This window comes from Hymenobacter actinosclerus (assembly GCF_900111515.1).
In the GTDB taxonomy this organism is placed as follows: Bacteria; Bacteroidota; Bacteroidia; order Cytophagales; family Hymenobacteraceae; genus Hymenobacter; species Hymenobacter actinosclerus.
Genome location: NZ_FOHS01000001.1, coordinates 483,333 through 501,776 on the forward strand (window position 1 = coordinate 483,333; position 18,444 = coordinate 501,776).

The 18,444-nt window shown below is 60.5% G+C and carries 17 protein-coding genes and 1 tRNA gene; 6 read left to right on the forward strand and 12 right to left on the reverse strand.

The genetic code is table 11. The features are described from left to right. Positions 1–211 precede the first annotated feature (211 nt). Entirely contained in the window at positions 212–454 is a 243-nt protein-coding gene (locus tag BMY67_RS01985) for a hypothetical protein (RefSeq protein ID WP_092767800.1), read from the reverse strand. 183 nt (positions 455–637) lie between these two features. On the opposite strand from BMY67_RS01985, the gene BMY67_RS01990 reads away from it, so the two are divergent. Continuing rightward, positions 638–710, forward strand: a tRNA-Gly gene (locus BMY67_RS01990). A 98-nt stretch (positions 711–808) separates the two neighbouring features. Here BMY67_RS01990 and BMY67_RS01995 read toward each other — a convergent pair. The 3 genes from BMY67_RS01995 to BMY67_RS02000 form a co-directional block, all read right to left on the reverse strand. Beyond that, positions 809–1,879, reverse strand: a complete 1,071-nt coding sequence (locus BMY67_RS01995; protein ID WP_177189648.1) for a helix-turn-helix domain-containing protein — start codon at positions 1,877–1,879, stop codon at positions 809–811. Beyond that, positions 1,857–2,501 (reverse strand): hypothetical protein, encoded by a 645-nt coding sequence (locus BMY67_RS18750; protein WP_143069666.1) that lies wholly within the window; start codon positions 2,499–2,501, stop codon positions 1,857–1,859. Before BMY67_RS18750 ends, BMY67_RS01995 begins: the two co-directional genes overlap by 23 nt. Positions 2,502–2,581: 80 nt before the next feature. Beyond that, entirely contained in the window at positions 2,582–3,220 is a 639-nt protein-coding gene (locus tag BMY67_RS02000; RefSeq protein ID WP_092767804.1) for a chloramphenicol acetyltransferase, read from the reverse strand. A 169-nt stretch (positions 3,221–3,389) separates the two neighbouring features. Between BMY67_RS02000 and BMY67_RS02005 the strand changes: the two genes are divergently transcribed. Beyond that, entirely contained in the window at positions 3,390–4,091 is a 702-nt protein-coding gene (locus BMY67_RS02005) for an HAD family hydrolase (RefSeq protein WP_092767806.1), read from the forward strand. Positions 4,092–4,095: 4 nt separating this feature from the next. On the opposite strand, the gene BMY67_RS02010 is transcribed toward BMY67_RS02005, so the two are convergent. The 6 genes from BMY67_RS02010 to BMY67_RS02035 form a co-directional block, all read right to left on the reverse strand. Further along, on the reverse strand, positions 4,096–4,632 hold the full coding sequence (locus tag BMY67_RS02010; RefSeq protein ID WP_092767808.1) for a hypothetical protein: 537 nt from the start codon (positions 4,630–4,632) through the stop codon (positions 4,096–4,098). 153 nt (positions 4,633–4,785) lie between these two features. Continuing rightward, the gene (gene uvrB / locus BMY67_RS02015) at positions 4,786–6,822 is read right to left on the reverse strand and encodes an excinuclease ABC subunit UvrB (RefSeq protein WP_092767810.1); all 2,037 of its coding nucleotides are present in this window, start codon (positions 6,820–6,822) and stop codon (positions 4,786–4,788) included. Positions 6,823–7,008: 186 nt separating this feature from the next. Beyond that, entirely contained in the window at positions 7,009–7,581 is a 573-nt protein-coding gene (locus BMY67_RS02020) for a hypothetical protein (RefSeq protein ID WP_092767812.1), read from the reverse strand. A gap of 52 nt (positions 7,582–7,633) precedes the next feature. Further along, positions 7,634–8,005: a DUF6970 domain-containing protein gene (locus BMY67_RS02025; RefSeq protein ID WP_143069667.1), complete on the reverse strand. Its 372-nt coding sequence runs from the start codon at positions 8,003–8,005 to the stop codon at positions 7,634–7,636. 123 nt (positions 8,006–8,128) lie between these two features. Continuing rightward, positions 8,129–9,685: a hypothetical protein gene (locus BMY67_RS02030; RefSeq protein ID WP_092767816.1), complete on the reverse strand. Its 1,557-nt coding sequence runs from the start codon at positions 9,683–9,685 to the stop codon at positions 8,129–8,131. Next, the gene (locus BMY67_RS02035) at positions 9,672–10,355 is read right to left on the reverse strand and encodes an RNA polymerase sigma factor (protein ID WP_092767818.1); all 684 of its coding nucleotides are present in this window, start codon (positions 10,353–10,355) and stop codon (positions 9,672–9,674) included. The genes BMY67_RS02030 and BMY67_RS02035 overlap by 14 nt, the downstream gene beginning before the upstream one ends. Before the next feature lie 326 nt (positions 10,356–10,681). Here BMY67_RS02035 and wrbA point away from each other — a divergent pair, with 326 nt between their 5' ends. Further along, complete coding sequence (wrbA, locus tag BMY67_RS02040) at positions 10,682–11,293, forward strand: NAD(P)H:quinone oxidoreductase (protein ID WP_092767821.1); 612 nt, start codon at positions 10,682–10,684, stop codon at positions 11,291–11,293. A 162-nt stretch (positions 11,294–11,455) separates the two neighbouring features. Here the strand turns inward: wrbA and BMY67_RS02045 are convergent, their stop codons facing one another. Further along, a complete protein-coding gene (locus tag BMY67_RS02045; RefSeq protein WP_092767823.1) occupies positions 11,456–12,205 on the reverse strand; it encodes a LytR/AlgR family response regulator transcription factor in 750 nt (249 codons plus the stop codon). Positions 12,206–12,319: 114 nt separating this feature from the next. Beyond that, positions 12,320–13,594, reverse strand: coding sequence for a sensor histidine kinase (locus BMY67_RS02050; RefSeq protein ID WP_177189649.1), 1,275 nt, complete (start codon positions 13,592–13,594; stop codon positions 12,320–12,322). A gap of 246 nt (positions 13,595–13,840) precedes the next feature. Between BMY67_RS02050 and BMY67_RS02055 the strand changes: the two genes are divergently transcribed. The 3 genes from BMY67_RS02055 (at position 13,841) to BMY67_RS02065 (ending at position 18,366) form a co-directional block, all read left to right on the forward strand. Then, positions 13,841–14,776: an ABC transporter ATP-binding protein gene (locus BMY67_RS02055; RefSeq protein ID WP_092767827.1), complete on the forward strand. Its 936-nt coding sequence runs from the start codon at positions 13,841–13,843 to the stop codon at positions 14,774–14,776. 87 nt (positions 14,777–14,863) lie between these two features. Then, on the forward strand, positions 14,864–15,673 hold the full coding sequence (locus tag BMY67_RS02060; RefSeq protein WP_092767829.1) for an ABC transporter permease: 810 nt from the start codon (positions 14,864–14,866) through the stop codon (positions 15,671–15,673). A gap of 92 nt (positions 15,674–15,765) precedes the next feature. Next, on the forward strand, positions 15,766–18,366 hold the full coding sequence (locus BMY67_RS02065) for a TonB-dependent receptor (protein WP_177189650.1): 2,601 nt from the start codon (positions 15,766–15,768) through the stop codon (positions 18,364–18,366). Positions 18,367–18,444 lie beyond the last annotated feature (78 nt).

An 18,444-nucleotide genomic window follows, 5' to 3' on the forward strand; every position in this document is an offset into this window, starting at 1 on the left:
TGTTAGCTGATAGCTGATAGCTGATAGCTAACGAAGCTGTTTAGAAAGTCGCTAGAAGTTGAGGAAGTTTCATGCTGAGCGCAGCCGAAGCATCTCTACTGCAATACTAACTCTGGCATTGAGTCAGCACCACAGAGAAGCGGTAGAGATGCTTCGGCAAGCTCAGCATGACGGTCTGATTGACTTGCTAAACAGCTTCAACAGCTCAAAATTAATCTACCGTGTCGTTGCCGCGCACTTCGCGCCAGCCGTAGCGCAGCATCATCACGGCGGCTACCAGCATCATCAGGCGCACGATGAGGGCTGTGGAGCTCACGCCGCCGTTGCCCAAGCGCTGGAACTCCTCGTACATGATCCAGAGCTGCATACTCACGCCCAGCACCAGCAGAAAGCCGGCCGTCAGGAACAGCCAGGCAACAAGGCGGCGGGTAGCAGGGGTAGGAGGCCAGGCCATAGCGAGCAGGGTTGAGCGTAGATGGGTAGCGGTCGGCCCTAGCGCCGGCCCGCCGGCCGCTACCGGCCGGCTACAAAAAGAAGCAATTTTTCGCGGTCGGGCAACGCCGCGGCGCACTTCGAAGCCGCAGCCGGTTGGATTTCGGTTTTCGCGGTGTATTTTTGCACTTACCAAGCCCCATAAGCGAGAGTAGCTCAGTTGGTAGAGCATCAGCTTCCCAAGCTGAGGGTCGCGAGTTCGAACCTCGTTTCTCGCTCATTATAAAACAGCCACCCATCTTCTGCTGGGTGGCTGTTTGCGTTTTAAGATGAGAGAAATAACTATGTAATTGATTGCTTAGTATAATATTCATTTCTAAGCTATTTTCATGAAAGCAGTGCCTTTACCTTTGTTTAATAATGAATGTATTTCGCTTGTCAACATCCCAATATGCTCTTGGAGTTCTTCTGGACTAAATTCTAGATCATGTAAATGGGCTTTAATCATGTTTTCAATCAATATGGGTCGTTCAGTAGGAATATCTAAACTGCTAGGCTCCCTCTTTCTATATCCCATTTTGCTCATTTGTTGAAATAAGGAAGTATAACGCTCTTTTGTAATGATTTGTAGCTGATAAGCTCTCTTGATTAGAAATTGCATTGACATTTTCCAATATCTCTTCAAATCTGCATAACCTGAAAGCGTTGTTTTGTCATTGACCATTCGTTGAAACTCCATAGAAGGAACCATGAATTCCCCAGCGAATCGAAATGCTTCATCTTCTACATCTTCATCCGCCATTGGATTGAATGCATGATGCATTATCCAATGCCCTAACTCGTGAGCAAGTGTAGAGCGCTGTCTGTCTCCTGGAGCATCCTTGTTGAGGTAGATTAATGGTAAAGCATCTTGGTCAGGTACAATCATTCCGTCTAACTTATCTGAATTAAAATCGGTGGTAATAATTATAATCCCTGCTCCCTCTATAATATTTACTAAATTCTTGATTGGGCCAGCTGGAACAGATAAAATATGCCTTGTCCGACGCGCTATTTCTTCCGGTGAGCCGAAGTCAGCTGGATTCATGGGCTCAATCTTCTGCTTAAGTTCTAAAGCCTTTAGGAGTTGTTTAATTCTAAAACGCTCTATATGAACTATATTATCTACCTTCTCAACATCACCTGCTCGTAATGCAGTGCGTTTGCGATAATAAATAATATTGGGGGTAAGGATATTTATTTCTTTAAAAAAGAAGGTATTAGGATAGTGAAGTTCTTCTGCAATTTTACTCAACAATTCTTCTTTTATAGCTAAGTGGCCGAGTTCGATTTTGCACAAGGTGGCAGGTGTGATATTTATGCTTGCTGCAAGAGCCTTCTGGCTTATACCACGCGAACGACGCGCAACAGATAGAGCTTCACCGTTAAATGTTAGCTTGGTTTCCATTGTCTTTTTTTGGCCTTGCATCAGCCCTTATGGTGAATGGAGAGTCTACAGGTAAGTTTGTTTCGGTAAAAAGGTCAGACATAATGACTCCTGAAAAGTCATTCGTTAAATTAAAAACTAGAGGGTCCTTACCTCTCACCACAGCCCAGACTTTATCAATCCCAGCATCAACAGCATCATTCACGTATCCTACATCAATGCATGTCAACTCCTGAATGTTAAGTTCTGGAATAATCAGGGTTCCATTACGCCAACTTCTGACTTGCCTAGTAGGAATATTAGCTGACTTTAATCGTTTGTCAAGCTTTTTAAAACGTAATCCGATTTTATCGCCAATAATTACCAGGAACATTCGGTTTTTAGTATGAAATCTTACTTCATGTTCGCCTTGTAATTGTTCTTTGATATGATTGACTACGTAGTCTCTTATGATGTTTGCACGAGTTGTCTTGGTCCAATCCACTATATGGTTGGCATGACGTTCTGAATACTGGTCATGCCCAAAGTGGATACATTGGTAGACAGTAGGTAAAACGTTTTTCAACTGCTCAGTAAGCCTTTCTCTCTTTCCCTCTACAGCAGGTATGAATTCGTAAAGTGAGGCGGTTTGGTTCTGGACCATAGAATTGGGGGAACAGATGTTAGTGATAATCAAAGGTAATAAATTGCTTTGAAAATTTCCAAATTTATTTCCAAATTGCCTCACCCATCCAGCCGCCGCTGCAACTCCGCCAGCAGCAGGCCCACGTGGTAGCCGTCGGCCAGGCCGTGGTGGACGTTGACGGACACGGGCAGCAGCTGCCGGCCACCCTCGGGGCGCAGGCGGCCGACCGATATTTTGGGGATGCTGTCGACGGCGGGGCGGGCGAAGGAGCGGGCGTGGGTGAGGCCGGTGAACGAGAGCCAGGGCAGGGCCGAGAAGTGGATGACGTCGGGGCGGCCGGTTTCGGGGCCCAGGCGCAGGCCGCTGCTGTGGCGCACGGCCGCGGCTTCGGCGGCCAGGCCGCGGCCGAATTCGTGCAAATCGGTGCTGTAGGGAATGAAGCTGAAGGCGAAGGTGTGGTCGGGCCGGGTGAGGATGGCCGACACGTTGATCTGGTCGTAGCAATCCACCTCGTTGTGCTCGTTGATGCGGTAGCGCAGATTTTCCACGGTTTGCACCGCCGAGAGCGTGGCGTGCAGGTAGAGCTGAAAGAACGACACGCCCAGCTCCCGGGCCCTAGCGTAAGCGCGGGTGGCGTCTACGTCGGCCACGAGGCCAAAAAACGGCTCATCAAACTGCGAGAAGAAGGCGAAATGCTCCTGCCGGTTCCAGCCAGCCGGCTCGATGCGGTGTTTCATGGGTTGGTATTGGGTAGTTGGTAGTGAGTAGTGAGATGCTTACAATCCCTCTTTCGTATGCTGGCGAAAGGGGGGCGCAAAGGTAACTTCGCGCCCTGGGCTGCTACTGGTCCGGTACCCTGGCTGTTTTCAGTCTCACTACCCACTACCAACTACCTACTACAAACCTATGCCCCGCCTGATTGCCTTCGACGCCGACGATACGCTCTGGCCCAACCAGCCCCACTTTGATGCGGCCGAGGCCCGCCTGCACGAGCTGCTGGCCCATTACGGCACCCCGCAGCAGTTCACCGACCAGTTTTTTGCCGTGCAGCGCCAGAACCTGCCGCTGTTCGGCTACGGGGCCAAGCCCTTCATGCTCGGCATGATCGAAACCGTGCTCCAGCTCACCGACGGGCAGATTACGGGCCAGGAAATCCAGCACATCCTCGACCTGGGCAAGCGCCTGCTCGACTACCCCATCGAGCTGCTACCCGACGTGGCCGATACGCTGGCCGCCATCAAAGCCCAGGGCCCGCCGCTGATGCTGCTCACCAAGGGCGACTTGTTCGACCAGGAAAGCAAGCTGGCCCGCTCTGGCCTCGGCGACCTGTTCGACCACGTCGAAATCGTGAGTGAGAAAAACGAGGGCACTTACCAGCGCATCCTCGACCGCCACAACGTGCGGCCCGAGGAGTTCGTGATGGTGGGCAACTCGCTCAAATCCGACGTGCTGCCGGTGGCCCGGCTGGGCGGCCACGCGGCCTACGTGCCCTACTACACTACCTGGGCAATGGAGCGCGTGTCGGAAGCCGAGCAGGCCGGCGTGGCGTTCCGCCAGATGCAGTCGGTGGCCGAGGTGCCGGCCTGGCTGCGGGAGCTGGCGGGGTAGGCTGCTACCGGGCCTTGCGTAGCAAATACACCACGCCGTCGGTGCCGAAGCTGCTCATCTGGGCTACCTCCCATCCATCTTCGGCGGCCAAGTTCAGGCTTTGCGTTATTTGGTCGGTGAGGGCTTTGGCGTGTTCAGAACTCATGCGGACGAATTTTTTTGTGTTTTCTATTAGCTCCTGATTCTGCTGCCGCTGCTCCTCCTGCTCCTTTTCCTCATACTTCCGGCGTTGTGCCAGCGTCATTTTCGTCAAATCAATAATATCGGCTGATGAGGTGGTAGAAACTTGCTGCGTCATACCACTACCAGAGCCACCCATCATCTGGGCCATCCGCTGCATGTAAGCCGTCGGAGCAGTTAGCATGATATCCGTTTGCCCGCGCATTGCCGGGCTGAAATGGCCTATGGGGCCAGACATTGTTTTACCTCCGTAATAAAACAACTGCATATATTGATACGCCGGCTTGGTCTGCGCTACGGCGGCCTGCGTGCTTACCAGCAGCAGAAAAAGAAGCAGAAGGCGGGTTGCTTTTTGATACATGATAGAAATGAATCAGATGATTAACAGCGGCAAACATACCGGTTTACTGCGAATAGACAGAAAGCAATTTGCCCATAACCAGCCGGCTCTTTGAAGCTCGCTGATTATGGGCAAAATTGTAAGTACAAACACTTTATCCTTACACGATAAGGTTTAATCGCGCTTGGTTTTGAGCACCTGCTTGAGGGCGGCCAGCTCGTCGCGGAGCTTGGCGGCGGTGAGGAAGTCGAGGTCCTTGGCAGCGGCTTCCATCTTCTTTTCGGTTTGCTTGATGAGCTTCTCCAGGTCCACCTTGTTCATGGTGGATATCACCGGCTCGGCGGCAATGGACAGGGCCACGTCGCCGTCGGGGCCGGCATAGGCCGTGTTGTCCTGGATGCGGTAGTCCGAAAGCGAGGTCTGGCCCATGATTTCGGCGTGGCTCTTGCGCACCGTGCGGGGCGTGATGCCATGCTCCTGGTTGTAGGCCAGCTGGGTGGCGCGGCGGCGGTTGGTTTCGTCGATGGCCCGCTGCATCGAGCCCGTCATGCGGTCGGCGTACATAATCACCTTGCCCCGGTCGTTCCGGGCGGCGCGGCCCATGGTCTGAATCAGGCTGCGCTGGTCGCGCAGGAAGCCTTCCTTGTCGGCGTCGAGGATGGCTACCAGGCTCACTTCGGGCAGGTCGAGGCCCTCGCGCAGCAGGTTTACACCAATCAGCACGTCGATTTCGCCCAGCCGCAGCTGGCGCAGTATTTCCACCCGGTCCAGCGTTTTCACGTCGGAGTGCACGTAGCTGGACTTGATGCCCAGGCGCTCCATGTACTTTTGCAACTCCTCGGCCATGCGCTTGGTGAGGGTGGTCACCAGCACCCGGTCGCCCATCTTCACGCGGTTGTCCACTTCGTCGAGCAGGTCGTCGATCTGGTTGGTGCTGGGGCGCAGGTCGATTTCGGGGTCGAGCAGGCCGGTGGGGCGGATGATCTGCTCCACGATGATGCCGTTGGCCTGGGTTAGCTCGTAATCGGCGGGCGTGGCACTCACGAACACGGCCTGGCGGTACATGCTCTCGAACTCGTTGAACGTGAGCGGGCGGTTGTCGAAGGCCGAGGGCAGGCGGAAGCCGTACTCAATCAGCGCGGTTTTGCGGCTCCGGTCGCCGCCCCACATAGCCCGGATTTGCGGCATGGTGGCGTGGCTTTCGTCTACTACCAGCAGGTAGTCGTCGGGGAAGTAGTCGAGCAGGCAGAACGGGCGGGTGCCGGGCTGGCGGCCATCGAAATAGCGCGAGTAGTTCTCGATGCCCGAGCAGTAACCCAGCTCCCGGATCATCTCCAAATCAAACTCGGTGCGCTCCATAATGCGCTTGGCTTCCGAGTCGCGGCCCTCCTTCTCGAAGTAGGCGTGCTGCTGCACCAAATCGTGCTGAATTTCCTTGATGGCCTGATTGAGCGTGTCTTTGCCGGTCACGAACAGCTGGGCCGGGTACAGGGTCACCGATTTCTCGTCGGCCAGCTTCTTGCCGCTCGTGGGGTCGATGCGGTGGATGGCTTCGATTTCGTCGCCGAAGAAAAACAGCCGGTAGGCATAGTCGGCGTAGGCCGGAAACACATCCACGGTGTCGCCCTTCACCCGGAACGTGCCGCGGGTAAACTCCACCTCGGTGCGCGAGTACAGAATCTGCACAAACTGGTAGAGCAGGTTGTTGCGGGAGTAGCGCAGGCCGGGGGCCATGAAAATCACATTTTTGCTGAATTCCTCGGGGTTGCCGATGCCGTAGATGCACGACACCGAGGCAATGACAATCACGTCGCGCCGGCCCGAGAGCAGCGTGGAGGTGGTGTGCAGCCGCAGCTTCTCGATTTCCTGGTTGATGGCCAGGTCTTTCTCGATAAACACGTCGGAGGAGGCAATGTAGGCCTCGGGCTGGTAGTAGTCGTAGTAGCTGATGTAGTACTCGACGGCGTTGTTGGGGAAGAACTGCTTGAACTCGCCGTAGAGCTGGGCGGCCAGGGTTTTGTTGTGGCAGAGCACCAGCGCGGGCTTGCCGGTTTCGGCAATCACGTTGGCCATGGTAAAGGTTTTGCCCGTGCCGGTGGCCCCGAGCAGCACCTGGGCCGGCTCGCCGTTGTTTACGCCTTCCACGAGTTGTTTGATGGCCTTGGGCTGGTCGCCGGTGGGCTGGAATTCCGAGGTAAGCTGGTAGTTCATGCAGGCAAGTTAGGTAGCCTCTGGTAACTGCAATTGGGGCCCGTTGGTTCGGGGGGATGCACTAATAGCTCCGGGCAGTGTTGCTGTAGCTTTCCCGCAGAGGTACGCAGAGGTTTGCGCAGAGGTACGCGGAGCCGTTCAGCGAAACCAAAAGCCCGCTTCCTGAGGCAGGAAAGCGGGCTTTGGTTATTCGTCAATGTCCTCAAACTGCAATTGGTGGCGGGCCTTGCTGATCGAAATCCGGTGGAAGGTGGGCGCATAGCCTGGTTTTCCGCTGGGCTTAAAGGATTCCCTGATGAATCCATCTTTCGTTTCGTAGTTCCTCACGCGCTCCGGGCCGGCGTAGCGGTTGGGGCCGCGAAGCAAACTCGCGCGGGAGCTGCTGTCGGCATGGAAGTCTTTCGACCGCTTGATCTGGCTTATCACCCGGTGTTTGTCTGGCTCCGAAATTTCCAGGCTGAAGGTGTGATAATAGTCCCCTATTCCGGACATCGACTTGTTGTTGAGCAACTCAAACTCATCCGTGAGCTCGATGCCGTGCTGCTGAATCAGGGCGCTGGCTTCGGTTTTCGTGAACAGCCGGTCTTCGAACCCTACCAACAGTACCAGCAGCCCTACCAGAACACTATAACCGACGGTCAGATACCTGGCGGCCCTGGGGTGGCCGGCTCGCCTGGGTACAAAATAGAGCAGTAACCCAATGCCGATGGGGATTCCAGCGCAAACAAGCAGCAGAAGGAAGAAAAGCGGGTCCGGCATAGTTCCGGCTTCAGTTGCTGAGGTACGAAAAGCCAACAGCGAAAAACGGCCCTTAGCGCGGGTCGCGCCAGATGAGGACGGGGTCGGTGGCGGTGGCGGCAAAATCGGGGCAGCCACCGTCGCCCTTGCCGTTCAGGCCGCCGGCCGCCGCGCATACTACTTTGCCGCAGTTGTCGAACAGGTAGGCGTAGGCGCCCGGGCTGCCACCGGTTACCAGGTACACGGTGCGGCCCTGGTAGGTGTACTGGGTTACTTCGGCGGCGGGGGTTTGTTTGGGCTTTTGCTTGAGCTGGTCGATGAGTTCAAGCGAAAAGTTGCCCCCGCAGTTGCCCGACGTAGGTAATACCTCGTCGTCCGTGACCGAGCAGCCCGCGGTGCTCAGCGCCAGCCCAGCTGTCAGCAATAGGAGGATAAAACGATTCATGGCAAGCTAAAAGAGTACGCGTTGGGCCATACTACGGAACATTTGGGACGGCGAAGAAAGCCAGGCTCTCATTCAGCGGATTCCTCTCCAAACAACGGCCCGGCTCTTCTCTCAAGGTAAAGCTTATTGGACTACCGACATCACCTTGGCGCTGCCGAACTCGATGGTTGCTTCTACGCCCAGGCTGTAAGGGCGGGTTTGGCGGGCCGCGCGCTGGCTGGGGTTGGCATTGAGCGGCGTGATAAACACCTCGGCGCTGGGGCCCACAGTTACGTTCCAGGTAGAAAGTACCGGCTGGTAGCGCACGCCCCCGCCCAGGCGGCCCGAGGCAAACAGCGTCCGGTACGGCGACTCGGCCGAGCGGATATCGTAGCTGCGGGTAGCCTCGGGCGAGCCTTCCAGCTCCGAGCGGCTATTGATCAGCAGGCTGACTACGGCGCCGGCTTTGGCATACAGCGACAGGCCGGCTTTCTGCGAGCCATAGCTCAGGCTTACGGGCACGGCCGCCGTGCGGTAGCGGTAGGAGGTAGGCCGGGCCGCAGAAGTGCTGGAGTTGCTGCCGGAAAAGCCCGCGCTGGAGTTGCGGTAGGTCGGCTGGGCGAAGAAATCGGGTGCTTCGCTGCCCACCTGCTTGCCGTCGAGAAAGCCGAACGAGGTGGCCGAGGACGCCCGGCTTTCGGCCCATTCGGCCCCGGTAGATACCGTCCAGTGGGGGTTGAGCTGGTAGGAGGCCGTGAGGGCAACGCGCTGGCTGGGGCCGGAGCGCAGGTTGCGGCGGTACTCGCGCTCGGCATCTTCCTGGTAGTAGCTGCGCAACGCGTCGGTTACGGGGTCAGACTTGGTGCGGCCGTCGGCGCGCGAGAAGTTGATGTTGGGATTGAACACGCTCAGGGCGTAGCCGCCCCCCACGCGCAGCCGCTTCCAGAGCTTGCCGGAAGCTTTGGGAGCCGGTTCGGGCGTGAGAACCGTGCGGATGGCCGGGGCTTCGGCCGGCGCCAGCAGCTGGCGCTGACCCGGGCGGCCCAGGCCCAGCCCGTCGCGCAAGTTCAGGTCGTCGAACGATACGGCCACGTTGCCCGGCTGGCCCCAGGCCGCCGAGCGGCTGCCCGGCAAGGCCAGCAAAGCCGGAGCCGAGTACGGAGCCCCGAAGGCTGCACCAGCATCTGCCCGCACCACGGCCGACTCGTAACCGGCCGCAGCCAGGCCATCGAGGGTGCGCCGGGAACGGCCCGCGCCGTAAGCGCCAACCAGCTGCGCATCGGCACCGGCACCCGATGCCGGAGCCAGGCTGGTAAGGCGGTCGAGGTAGCTGGCGTCAACTCCTCCGGGCAGCGTCAGGCCCAGGCCCGACAAGCCAGCGGCGGGCGCAGTAGCCGTAGCCAGCACCGGACCGGCCGGCCGGCCCGACTGCGCCAGGTAAGCCCAGCTGGCCACGCCCAGCGCCAGCACCAGACAGGCGGCGGCGGCCCAGCGGTACACGGCGGCCCGCTGGCGGTACATGGCGTTCTGGCGCAGCATATCGGTGTGCTGCTGGGCTACCAGCTCGTGGTCGAGCTGGTCCCAGAAGTTGGCCCGCGGGCGCACCTCGGCCTCGGCCAGCTTCTGCCGGAACAGGTGCTCTAGGTCGCCGCTGGGGCGCCCGGGCTGGTGGTTATCAGATGGAGGATTAGCGGAGGCCATGGGGGCGTTGCGCGTCGAGGCGCTCTATTTTATTTTTCAGAATGGCCCGGGCCCGCGAGTACTGCGACTTGCTGGTGCCCTCGGAAATGCCCAGCATTTCGCCGATTTCCTTGTGGCCGTAGCCTTCGATGGCAAACAGGTTGAATACCATCTGGTAGCGCGGGGCCAGGTCCTGCACCAGCCCGAGCAGCTCTTCGAAGTTGTAGTTGGAAAGCGTGAATTCCTCGCCAGCCAGATCTTCGGGGTAGTCGCCCCCGTCGCTGACGGCTATCAGCGGGGCGTTGCGGCGGTGCTGGCGCAGGGCCGCATTCACCATAATGCGGCGAATCCAGAACTCCAGCGGGCACTCGCGGCGGAAGCTGGCCAGGTTCTTAAATACGGTCAGAAAGCCTTCCTGCAGCACGTCTTCGGCCTCGAAGGTGGTTTGAGCATAGCGCAGGCATACGGCCATCATGCGGCTGGCAAACCGCTCGTACAGGTATTTCTGCATGAGCCGGCTGCCGGCCAGGCAGCCGTCGAGCAGCTCGCCATCCGAAAGCTGCGCGGGGGGCGTGAGCGTACGGCTGGCCGTGGAGGCCGAAGACGCCGCCGACTCGGTGGCGGTGTGGGCGCCGGGCAGCAGGCTCCGGAGGCCACCGACCCCGCTCAGGGCCGCCGACAGGGCGCTCATCGAGTTTTCCGGCCAAAACGGAGGCCGGTTCCGGAGTAGAAGGATGGCTGCATACGCTGCTAAATCGGCGGGGAGAAAACAGGTTCCGGCTAATGGCCGGCTAAGTGCTGGTAAGAGGACGCGCAGGCGGCCGGAGGTTGCATGGACACGCGCCTTTTTCCGAACCTGCAAGATAATCCTTTCGTCTTCATAGGTTTTAAGCGAAAACCGGGCGCCATTCTTTTAAACGAGGTACCCACAACCTTTGCGGCCGATTAAAGCTATACAGTAATTGGCCGGGCCCCGGCTCCGTTCTTCTTCCTTACACCCTCAACCCCTTTTTGCTCATGAAAACCCTGATTCTGTTCTACTCCACCTATGGCCACGTGTACAAGCTGGCCGAGGCCATGGCCGAAGGCGCCCGCCAGGTCGAAGGCAATACCGTCGTTATTAAGCGCGTGCCCGAAACGCTGCCGCGCGAAATTCTGGACAAAACCGGGGCCACCGAAGCCCAGAAGGCCTTCGAGCACATTCCGGTAGCCACGCCGCAGGAGCTGGAGCAGTACGATGCCATCATTATCGGCACGCCCACGCGCTACGGCAACGTCTGCGGGCAGATTCAGGCCTACCTCGACGGCACCGGCGCCCTGTGGGCCGCCAGCAAGCTGGTGGGCAAAGTGGGGGGCTGCTTCGTGAGCACCGCCACCCAGCACGGCGGCCAGGAAACTACCCTGCGCGCGCTGCACACCGAGCTGCTGCATCTGGGCATGGTGATAGTGGGCCTGCCCTACGCCTGGCAGGGCCAGATGGGCCACCACGAAGTAACCGGCGGCACGCCCTACGGCGCCAGCACCGTGGCCGGCGGCCAGGGCGAGCGGCAGCCCAGCGCCAACGAGCTGGAAGGTGCCCTCTACCAGGGCCGCCACACCGCCGAAATAGCCAAGAAGCTGGCCTCTTAGAGCTGCAAGCTACAAGCCTCAAGCGGCAAGCTTATGCCGGTGCCAATAGAGCAGAGGACCTCACATCGTATTAAGAACCACTTTAGTGGCTGCTTAAGCGGTGTGAGGTCCTCTTTTGTGACAATGTATCCGTAAGCTTGCCGCTTGTAGCTTGCCGCTCTTTCACAGCTGATTATACGCCTTGATCAGGGCGTTAAACGATTCGCGGTAGGTGTCGCCGATGGGCAGCAGGCGGCCTGCCACCTGCACTTTGCCCCGCTCCACGTGCTCGATGCGGCTCAGGGCCACCAGAAACGATTTGTGGATGCGCGCAAACCGTTCGGGCGGCAGCACTTCCTCCAGCCGCCGGAACGACTGCAACGTGAGCACCTTGCCAGTAGTGGTGTACAGCATCAGGTACTCCTTCATGCCCTCGATGTAGAGCAAATCGTCGAAGGCCACGCGCTGCAGGCGGTGCTCGTTCTTCACAAACATGGCATCGTCGGGGGCGGCCGCGGCGGCAGGAGCGGCTTCGGCCACTGCGGTCGGGGTGGGCGGTGCGGCTCCGGTCGAGGTGGCCGACAGCTGCTGGCGCACCCGCTGCACGGCCTGCACAAACCGCTCGAAAGCAATGGGCTTGAGCAGGTAATCGGCTGCGCTGAGCTCGTAGCTGCGCACCGCATACTGGTCGTAGGCGGTGGTGAAGACGATGCGCGGGCCGGGCTGGGGCAGCAGCTGGGCCAGCTGCACGCCCGTCAGGCGCGGCATATGAATGTCGAGGAACACCACATCCACCGGGTTGTCCTGCAGAAAGGCCAGCGCCGCCAGCGCATCATCAAACTGCCCCACCAGCTTCAGCCCCGGCACCTGGGCACAGTAGTCGGCCAGCAGGTCGAGGGCCAGCGGCTCATCATCGAGAATTACGCAGGTCATCGGTGAATGAGTGAGTTAGTGAATGAGTGGCTCATGGAATGAATGAGTTGGTGAGCAAGTGAGTTGGCGAATGACAGAACTGCTTCACTCATTCACCGAGTCACTCATTCACCGTTACGAAAGTAGCACCAAGGTAACGCGGTGCTGCTCGGCGGAGGTTTGTACGTCGAGGGTGTAGCGGTTGGGGTAGAGTAGTTCCAGGCGGCGGCGCAGGTTCACGAGGCCCACGCCGCCGGGCTGCCGGGGCAGGGGGCGCTCGGCATCGGCGGGCGCTACGCGGTTAAGCACCGAGAAGCGCAGGTGGCCGTCGGGGGCCAGGTGCAGGGCAATGTGCACGGCCACCGGCCGGGCCGTGAGGTCGCCGTGCTTGAAGGCGTTTTCGACCAGCGGCAGCAGCAGCAGCGGCGCAATGGGGTGCACGCAGTCGGGATTGGTGCCGTCTACTTCGAGCACCACGGCCTCCTGGGCCGAGGCCGGCAGGCGCAGGCGCTGCAAATCCAGAAAGCTGCGCAAATGGTCCAGCTCGCGGCTCAGCGGTACGGTGTCGGTGCTGCTTTCATACAGCAGGTAGCGCATGATTTCGGCCAGCCGCAGCACCGCCTCGGGCGCCTTGTCCGACTTGCGGCTGGTGAGCGAGTAGATGTTGTTGAGCGTGTTGAACAGGAAGTGCGGGTTGATCTGGGTTTTGAGCATGGCCAGCTCCGTAAGCAGCTGCTGGCGCTCCAGCTCGCGGCGGTTGCGCTGCCCCCGAATATAGTCGTGGGTGATGCGCAGACCCGAGGCGCCGGCAATGATGAAGCCGCCCAGAATGGCCGAGGCCAGCAGCTGCATCACCACTTCCGGGTGCACCCGCTTTTCCGGCTTGCCCGCTTCGAGGGTAACGGTAGCTGGTTTGCCCGCTCCGGCGCCCCGGGCCGGTACGCGGTGCACTACTACATTGAAATTCTTCGGGAGTACCTGCGGAACCACCCAGCCCATCAGGCCAACGTAGGGCAGGGCCAGCAGGGCAGCCATCGGCACGTATTGCAGCACCCGGGCCCGGCCCAGCGTGGTGGGCACCAGCCAGCGCCAGGTCAGGTAGAAGAGGGTGGCGGCGGCCAGGTCTTCGAACAGCAGCCCGGCCAGCCGCGGCAGCAGCGGCTGCCACTCGGCCACTGTCAGCGGAAACCGGGGCAGCTTGGATATGAGGTTGCTGATTTTCAGGCCGTCGAGCAGCAGTAGCCATGCCCACAATACAATATGGGCCCAGCGCGGCACCTGATTGGTCTCGGTCGTGGCCAACAGTTCGGTAGGCCGCAGCCAGCTGCGCAGCCGGGCCTGCCAGCTGCGCCACAGGGGCGGCCGGAGCGCGGTAACAGGGGCAGCAGCAGGCGGCGTCAGAACTTCCATACTCGAAAATAGCGCAATAACGGGCGGGAGCCGGGCCATCTTCAATCAACCCTGCTACCGGCACCGCCAACGCCACCGCCCGCCGCACCAACCCGCCGGGCGGGCGGTGGCGGTATTTTTTGGGGGTTGAGGAGGAAAAAAACGGGTTTCGGGGCCGAATGAGGAAGTTGGTTGAATTGTCGGGGAAAGATATAGGGCTGCCGCTAGGTTTGCAGCAGTTCTTCCCGCTTCGCTCAGCCTTTCGCCATGAAACCTGCTACTGCCACCCCGCTACTCGAAACCCACGACCTAAGCTTCCGCTTCGGGGCCCGCCCCGTTGTGCACGAGCTGAACCTGCGGGTGGAGGCCGGCAGCATCTACGGGTTTCTGGGGCCGAACGGGGCCGGCAAGAGCACCACCATGCGGCTGCTGCTGGGGCTGCTGCGGCCGGCTACCGGCTCGGTGCAACTGTTCGGGCACGATCTGGCCCGCCACCGGGTGGCACTGCTGGGCCGGGTGGGCGCGCTCATCGAAAGCCCCTCGCTCTACGACCACCTCACGGGCCGCGAAAACGTGGAGGCCACCCGCCGCCTGCGGGGCGTGCCGGCCCCCCGCACCGCCGAAGTGCTGGCCCTGGTCGGCCTCACGGCCGACGCCCACCGACCCGCCCGCGAGTACTCGCTGGGCATGCGCCAGCGCCTCGGCCTGGCCCTGGCCCTGCTGCCCGACCCCGACCTGCTGCTGCTCGACGAGCCTACCAACGGCCTCGACCCCACTGGCATCATCGAGATGCGGGCCCTGCTGCGGAGCCTGGGCCACGAGCACGGCAAAACCATCGTCGTCAGCAGCCACCTGATCAGCGAAATCGAGAAGACGGTGACCCACGTGGGCGTGATTCAGCGGGGGCGGCTGGTGTTTCAGGGCAGCCTGCCCGATTTGCAGCGCCTGCAAGCCGGCCGGGCCCAACTGGTGCTCGAAACCGCCAGCGCCGACACCTGCCGCAACCTGCTGCCCCGGCTGCTGGCCGGCGCCACGGTGGCCGGCCCCGGCACGCTGCACCTGCCCTGGCTGAGCCGCGAGCACGCCGCCGAGCTGGCCGCCGGACTGGTAGCCGCCGGCCAGCCGCTCTACAGCCTGCACCAGGAGCAGCCCAGCCTCGAAGATACCTTCCTGCACCTCACGGAGGCGGCGGTGAATGAGTGACTCAGTGAATGCGTGTGATGCCACGCACTACCAGTACCTATTCACCCAGTCAGCAATCCGCTCATCCCCTCATTCACCAACCCTCCCATGGAATACGCCCTGCCTACCGCCCCTGGCCCGCTTACCCAGCTCGGCCGCGCTCTGGTTGCCGACTCGCTGAAACTGCGCCGCACGGCCGTGCTGTGGCTGGCGCTGGGCGGCGGGGCGCTGCCGGTGCTGCTCAACCTGCTGATTTTCTACTTCAAAGGGCAGTACATTATAAAGCCGGGTGAGAACCCGTGGCCGCAGTACATAAGCATGAGCTGGCAAACGGCGTCGGTGCTGCTGGGCTTCTTTCTGGTGCTGCTCAGCGGGCTGGTCGTGAACCTGGAGAACCGGGGCGGCTGGCGGCAACTGCTGGCCCAGCCGGTAAGCCGGAGCTCCGTATTCCTCAGCAAGCTGCTGCTGCTGCTGGGGTTGAATGCGGTGGCCCAGCTGATTTACGTGGGTTTGCTGCTGGCAGCCGGCGTGCTGCTGGGAGCCGTGCGGCCCGCGCTGGGCTTCCAGCACAACACCATCGATTTGCTGCCCATGCTGCGGATGCTGGGCCATACCTACCTGGCCACGCTCGGTATTCTGGGCATTCAGTACGCGCTGGCGCTGGCCTTCCGGGGCTTCGTGGGGCCGCTGGCGGTGGGCATAGCCGGCATTGTGTCGGCCCTCACGCTGCTGCGCTGGGAACACATCGACCTGGTGCCCTACGCCGCGCCCAACGTGGTGCTGCGCCTGCTGGAATTTAAATCGGGCTTTACCGTAGCCGCCGCGCTTTCGTCGGCCGAATGGTACTCGCTGGGCTGGTTTGCGCTGGCGGTGCTGGCAGGCTACGTGCTGCTACTGCGCCGCCCGGTTACCGATTAATGCCCGGTTGGGCCACTGCCCTCGGCAAACACCGATTGCCAAGCAACCTTCGTCTCCTTTTCTTCTCTATTGGCGCCTCATTGCCTCAACTCATGAACTACGCTACTCCTCTGGCCCTGCTTACGGCCACGCTGCTCACTGCCCCGGCCCTGGCCCAGACCGGCCCACCCGCCGGCCAACGGCCCGCCGGGGGCCCGCCTGCCGCCGCGCCGGCCCGGCCGGTGCTGCCCGCCGCCAAAGGCACCGGCCGCCTCGAAGGCACCGTGCTCGACGCCACCACCAAAAAGCCCGTGGAGTATGCCACCGTGGCTTTGCTGCCACTGAGTGGCGCCACGCCGCTCGATGGCACGGTATGCGACGAGAAGGGCCGGTTCTCACTGAAAGGGCTGGCCGAAGGCTCGTTTCGGCTGCAAATCAGCTTTATTGGCTACGCGCCCCAGACGATGCCGGTAACCGTGAGCGGGGGCCTGACGACGGTGCCCGTGGTGCGGCTGGAGTCGACGGCCCAGAAGCTGGGCGAGGTGACCGTGACCGGCGAGCGGGATGTCATTGAAACCAAGCCCGACCGTATCGTCTACAACGCCGAGAAGGACCTCACCAACTCGGGCGGCACGGCGGCCGACGTGCTGCGCAAAGTGCCGCTGCTGAGTGTGGACCCCGACGGCGGCCTGCAACTGCGCGGCTCCAGCAACATCCGGGTGCTCATCGACAACAAGCCTTCCTCCATCGTGGCTACCAGCGTAGCCGACGCGCTCAAGCAGATTCCGGCCGACCAGATCAAGAGCGTGGAGGTGATTACGACGCCCTCGGCCAAGTACGACGCCGAAGGCACGGGCGGCATTATCAACATCATCCTCAAAAAGAACAACCTGCAGGGCCTCAACGGCTCGGTGGGCCTGGCCGGCGGCAACCGCAGCTCCAACGCCAACGGCTCGCTCAACTACCGCAAGGGTAAAATCGGCATCAACAGCTCGCTGAGCGGCTTTGCCTTCTATAGCCCCAACCGCAACGACCTGAGCCGCACCCTGAAAGACGGCAGCGGCAACGAGCAGCTGGCCGTGCGTCAGGCCGGCGACGGCAACACCGTAGGCGGCGGCGGCTTCGGCCGGCTGGGGCTCGATTACGACCCCGCCCCGTTCCACAACCTGCTGCTGAACGTGCAGGGCAACCTGTTCCGCAACAGCGGCAACTACGAGCAGTACAACGCCCAGTACAGCAACCCGCTGCTGCCGGCCCCCAACAACCCCGATAACCTCCCCAACGAGTTCACCCGCGACACCGACCGCAAGTTCCGCACCCAGAGCTACGACCTAAACGGCGGCTACACGCGCACGTTTGACGGGCAGAAGGGCCGCGAGTGGAGCGTGCTGGGCCAGCACACCCGCAACCGCAACGAGCAGGACTACAACCTCGACCAGTTCCAGGGCAACACCACGGCCAACGACGCCAAAGACTACCGCGAGGCCAGCAACAACCTGTCGCGCAACCTCGAAACCACCCTGCAAACCGATTACGCCCAGCCGTTTTCGGCCACCAATACGCTCGAAACCGGCGCCAAGGCCATTATGCGCCGCGTGAGCAGCGTCTATGACGTGGCCAACAGCGCCCCCAAGGCTGAGGTTATCGACCCGGTGTTCAATCCGGCCCGCTCCAACCAGTTCGACTACGACCAGGACGTGCTGGCCGGCTACGCCAGCTACGGCTTCGCGGCCTCGAAAAAGCTGAGTTTCAAGCTGGGCGGCCGGGTGGAAAACACCCGCGTGCGGGGCAGCTTCCAGGAGCGCCAGGGGCAGAATGCCGACCTGCCAGGCGTGCGCCAGAACTACACCAACCTGCTGCCCAACCTGAGCCTCAGCTTCCAGCCCAAAAACGAGAAAAAGCCCGGCGAATCGGTGCGCCTGGCCTACTCGCGCCGCATTCAGCGCCCCCAGATTTTCTACCTCAACCCCTTCCGCAACACCTCCGATACGCTCAACGTCAGCTTCGGCAACCCCGACCTGCGGCCCGAGCTGACCGACAGCTACGAGCTAAACTACACCACCTTCGTGAAGGGCTCGGTGCTGAACCTGAGCGCCTATGTGCGCCGCACCGGCAACGCCATCGAAACGGTACGCCTCGTGGACGAAAAAACCGGGATTAACAGCCAAACTTTCGATAACATCGGCCGCAACGCCACCTACGGCGGTAGCGTGTTTGGCTCGGTGAAGCCGCTGAAAGACTGGAGCGTGAGCGGCAACGTGAACGTGTACTACGTCTCGCTCAAGAGTTCCGGCCTGGGCTTCAACAACAGCGGCGTGCAGTACAATCTCAACCTGAATTCGAGCTACAAATTCAAGGAGGGCCTGAGCCTACAGTTCTTCGGCGGCCTCAACTCGCCGCGGGTGCAGCTGCAAGGCAAGCAGGCCGCCTGGACTTACTACTCCATGGGCCTGCGCAAAAACCTGCTCAAAGACAAAGCCGACCTGACGCTGAACGCCGACAACTTCCTCTCGGCCACCCGTAACCTCAGCACTACCCTCGAAACCGACCGGTTCCGCCAGGAAAGCAACAACTACCTCTACCTGCGCGGCGTGCGGCTGGCCTTCAACTACCGCTTCGGCAAAGTCACGAACCAGCCCCCCAAGCGCCGCCGCGGCATCCAGAACGACGACACCAAAAGCGGCGGCGACGGCCAGCAAAGCGGGCAGCAGTAGGGCAACTAAGGATTGAAGTCAAGGAGAAAAAGTCAAAAGTAAAAGCCGCTGAACAACGCCATATGAGTTGTTCAGCGG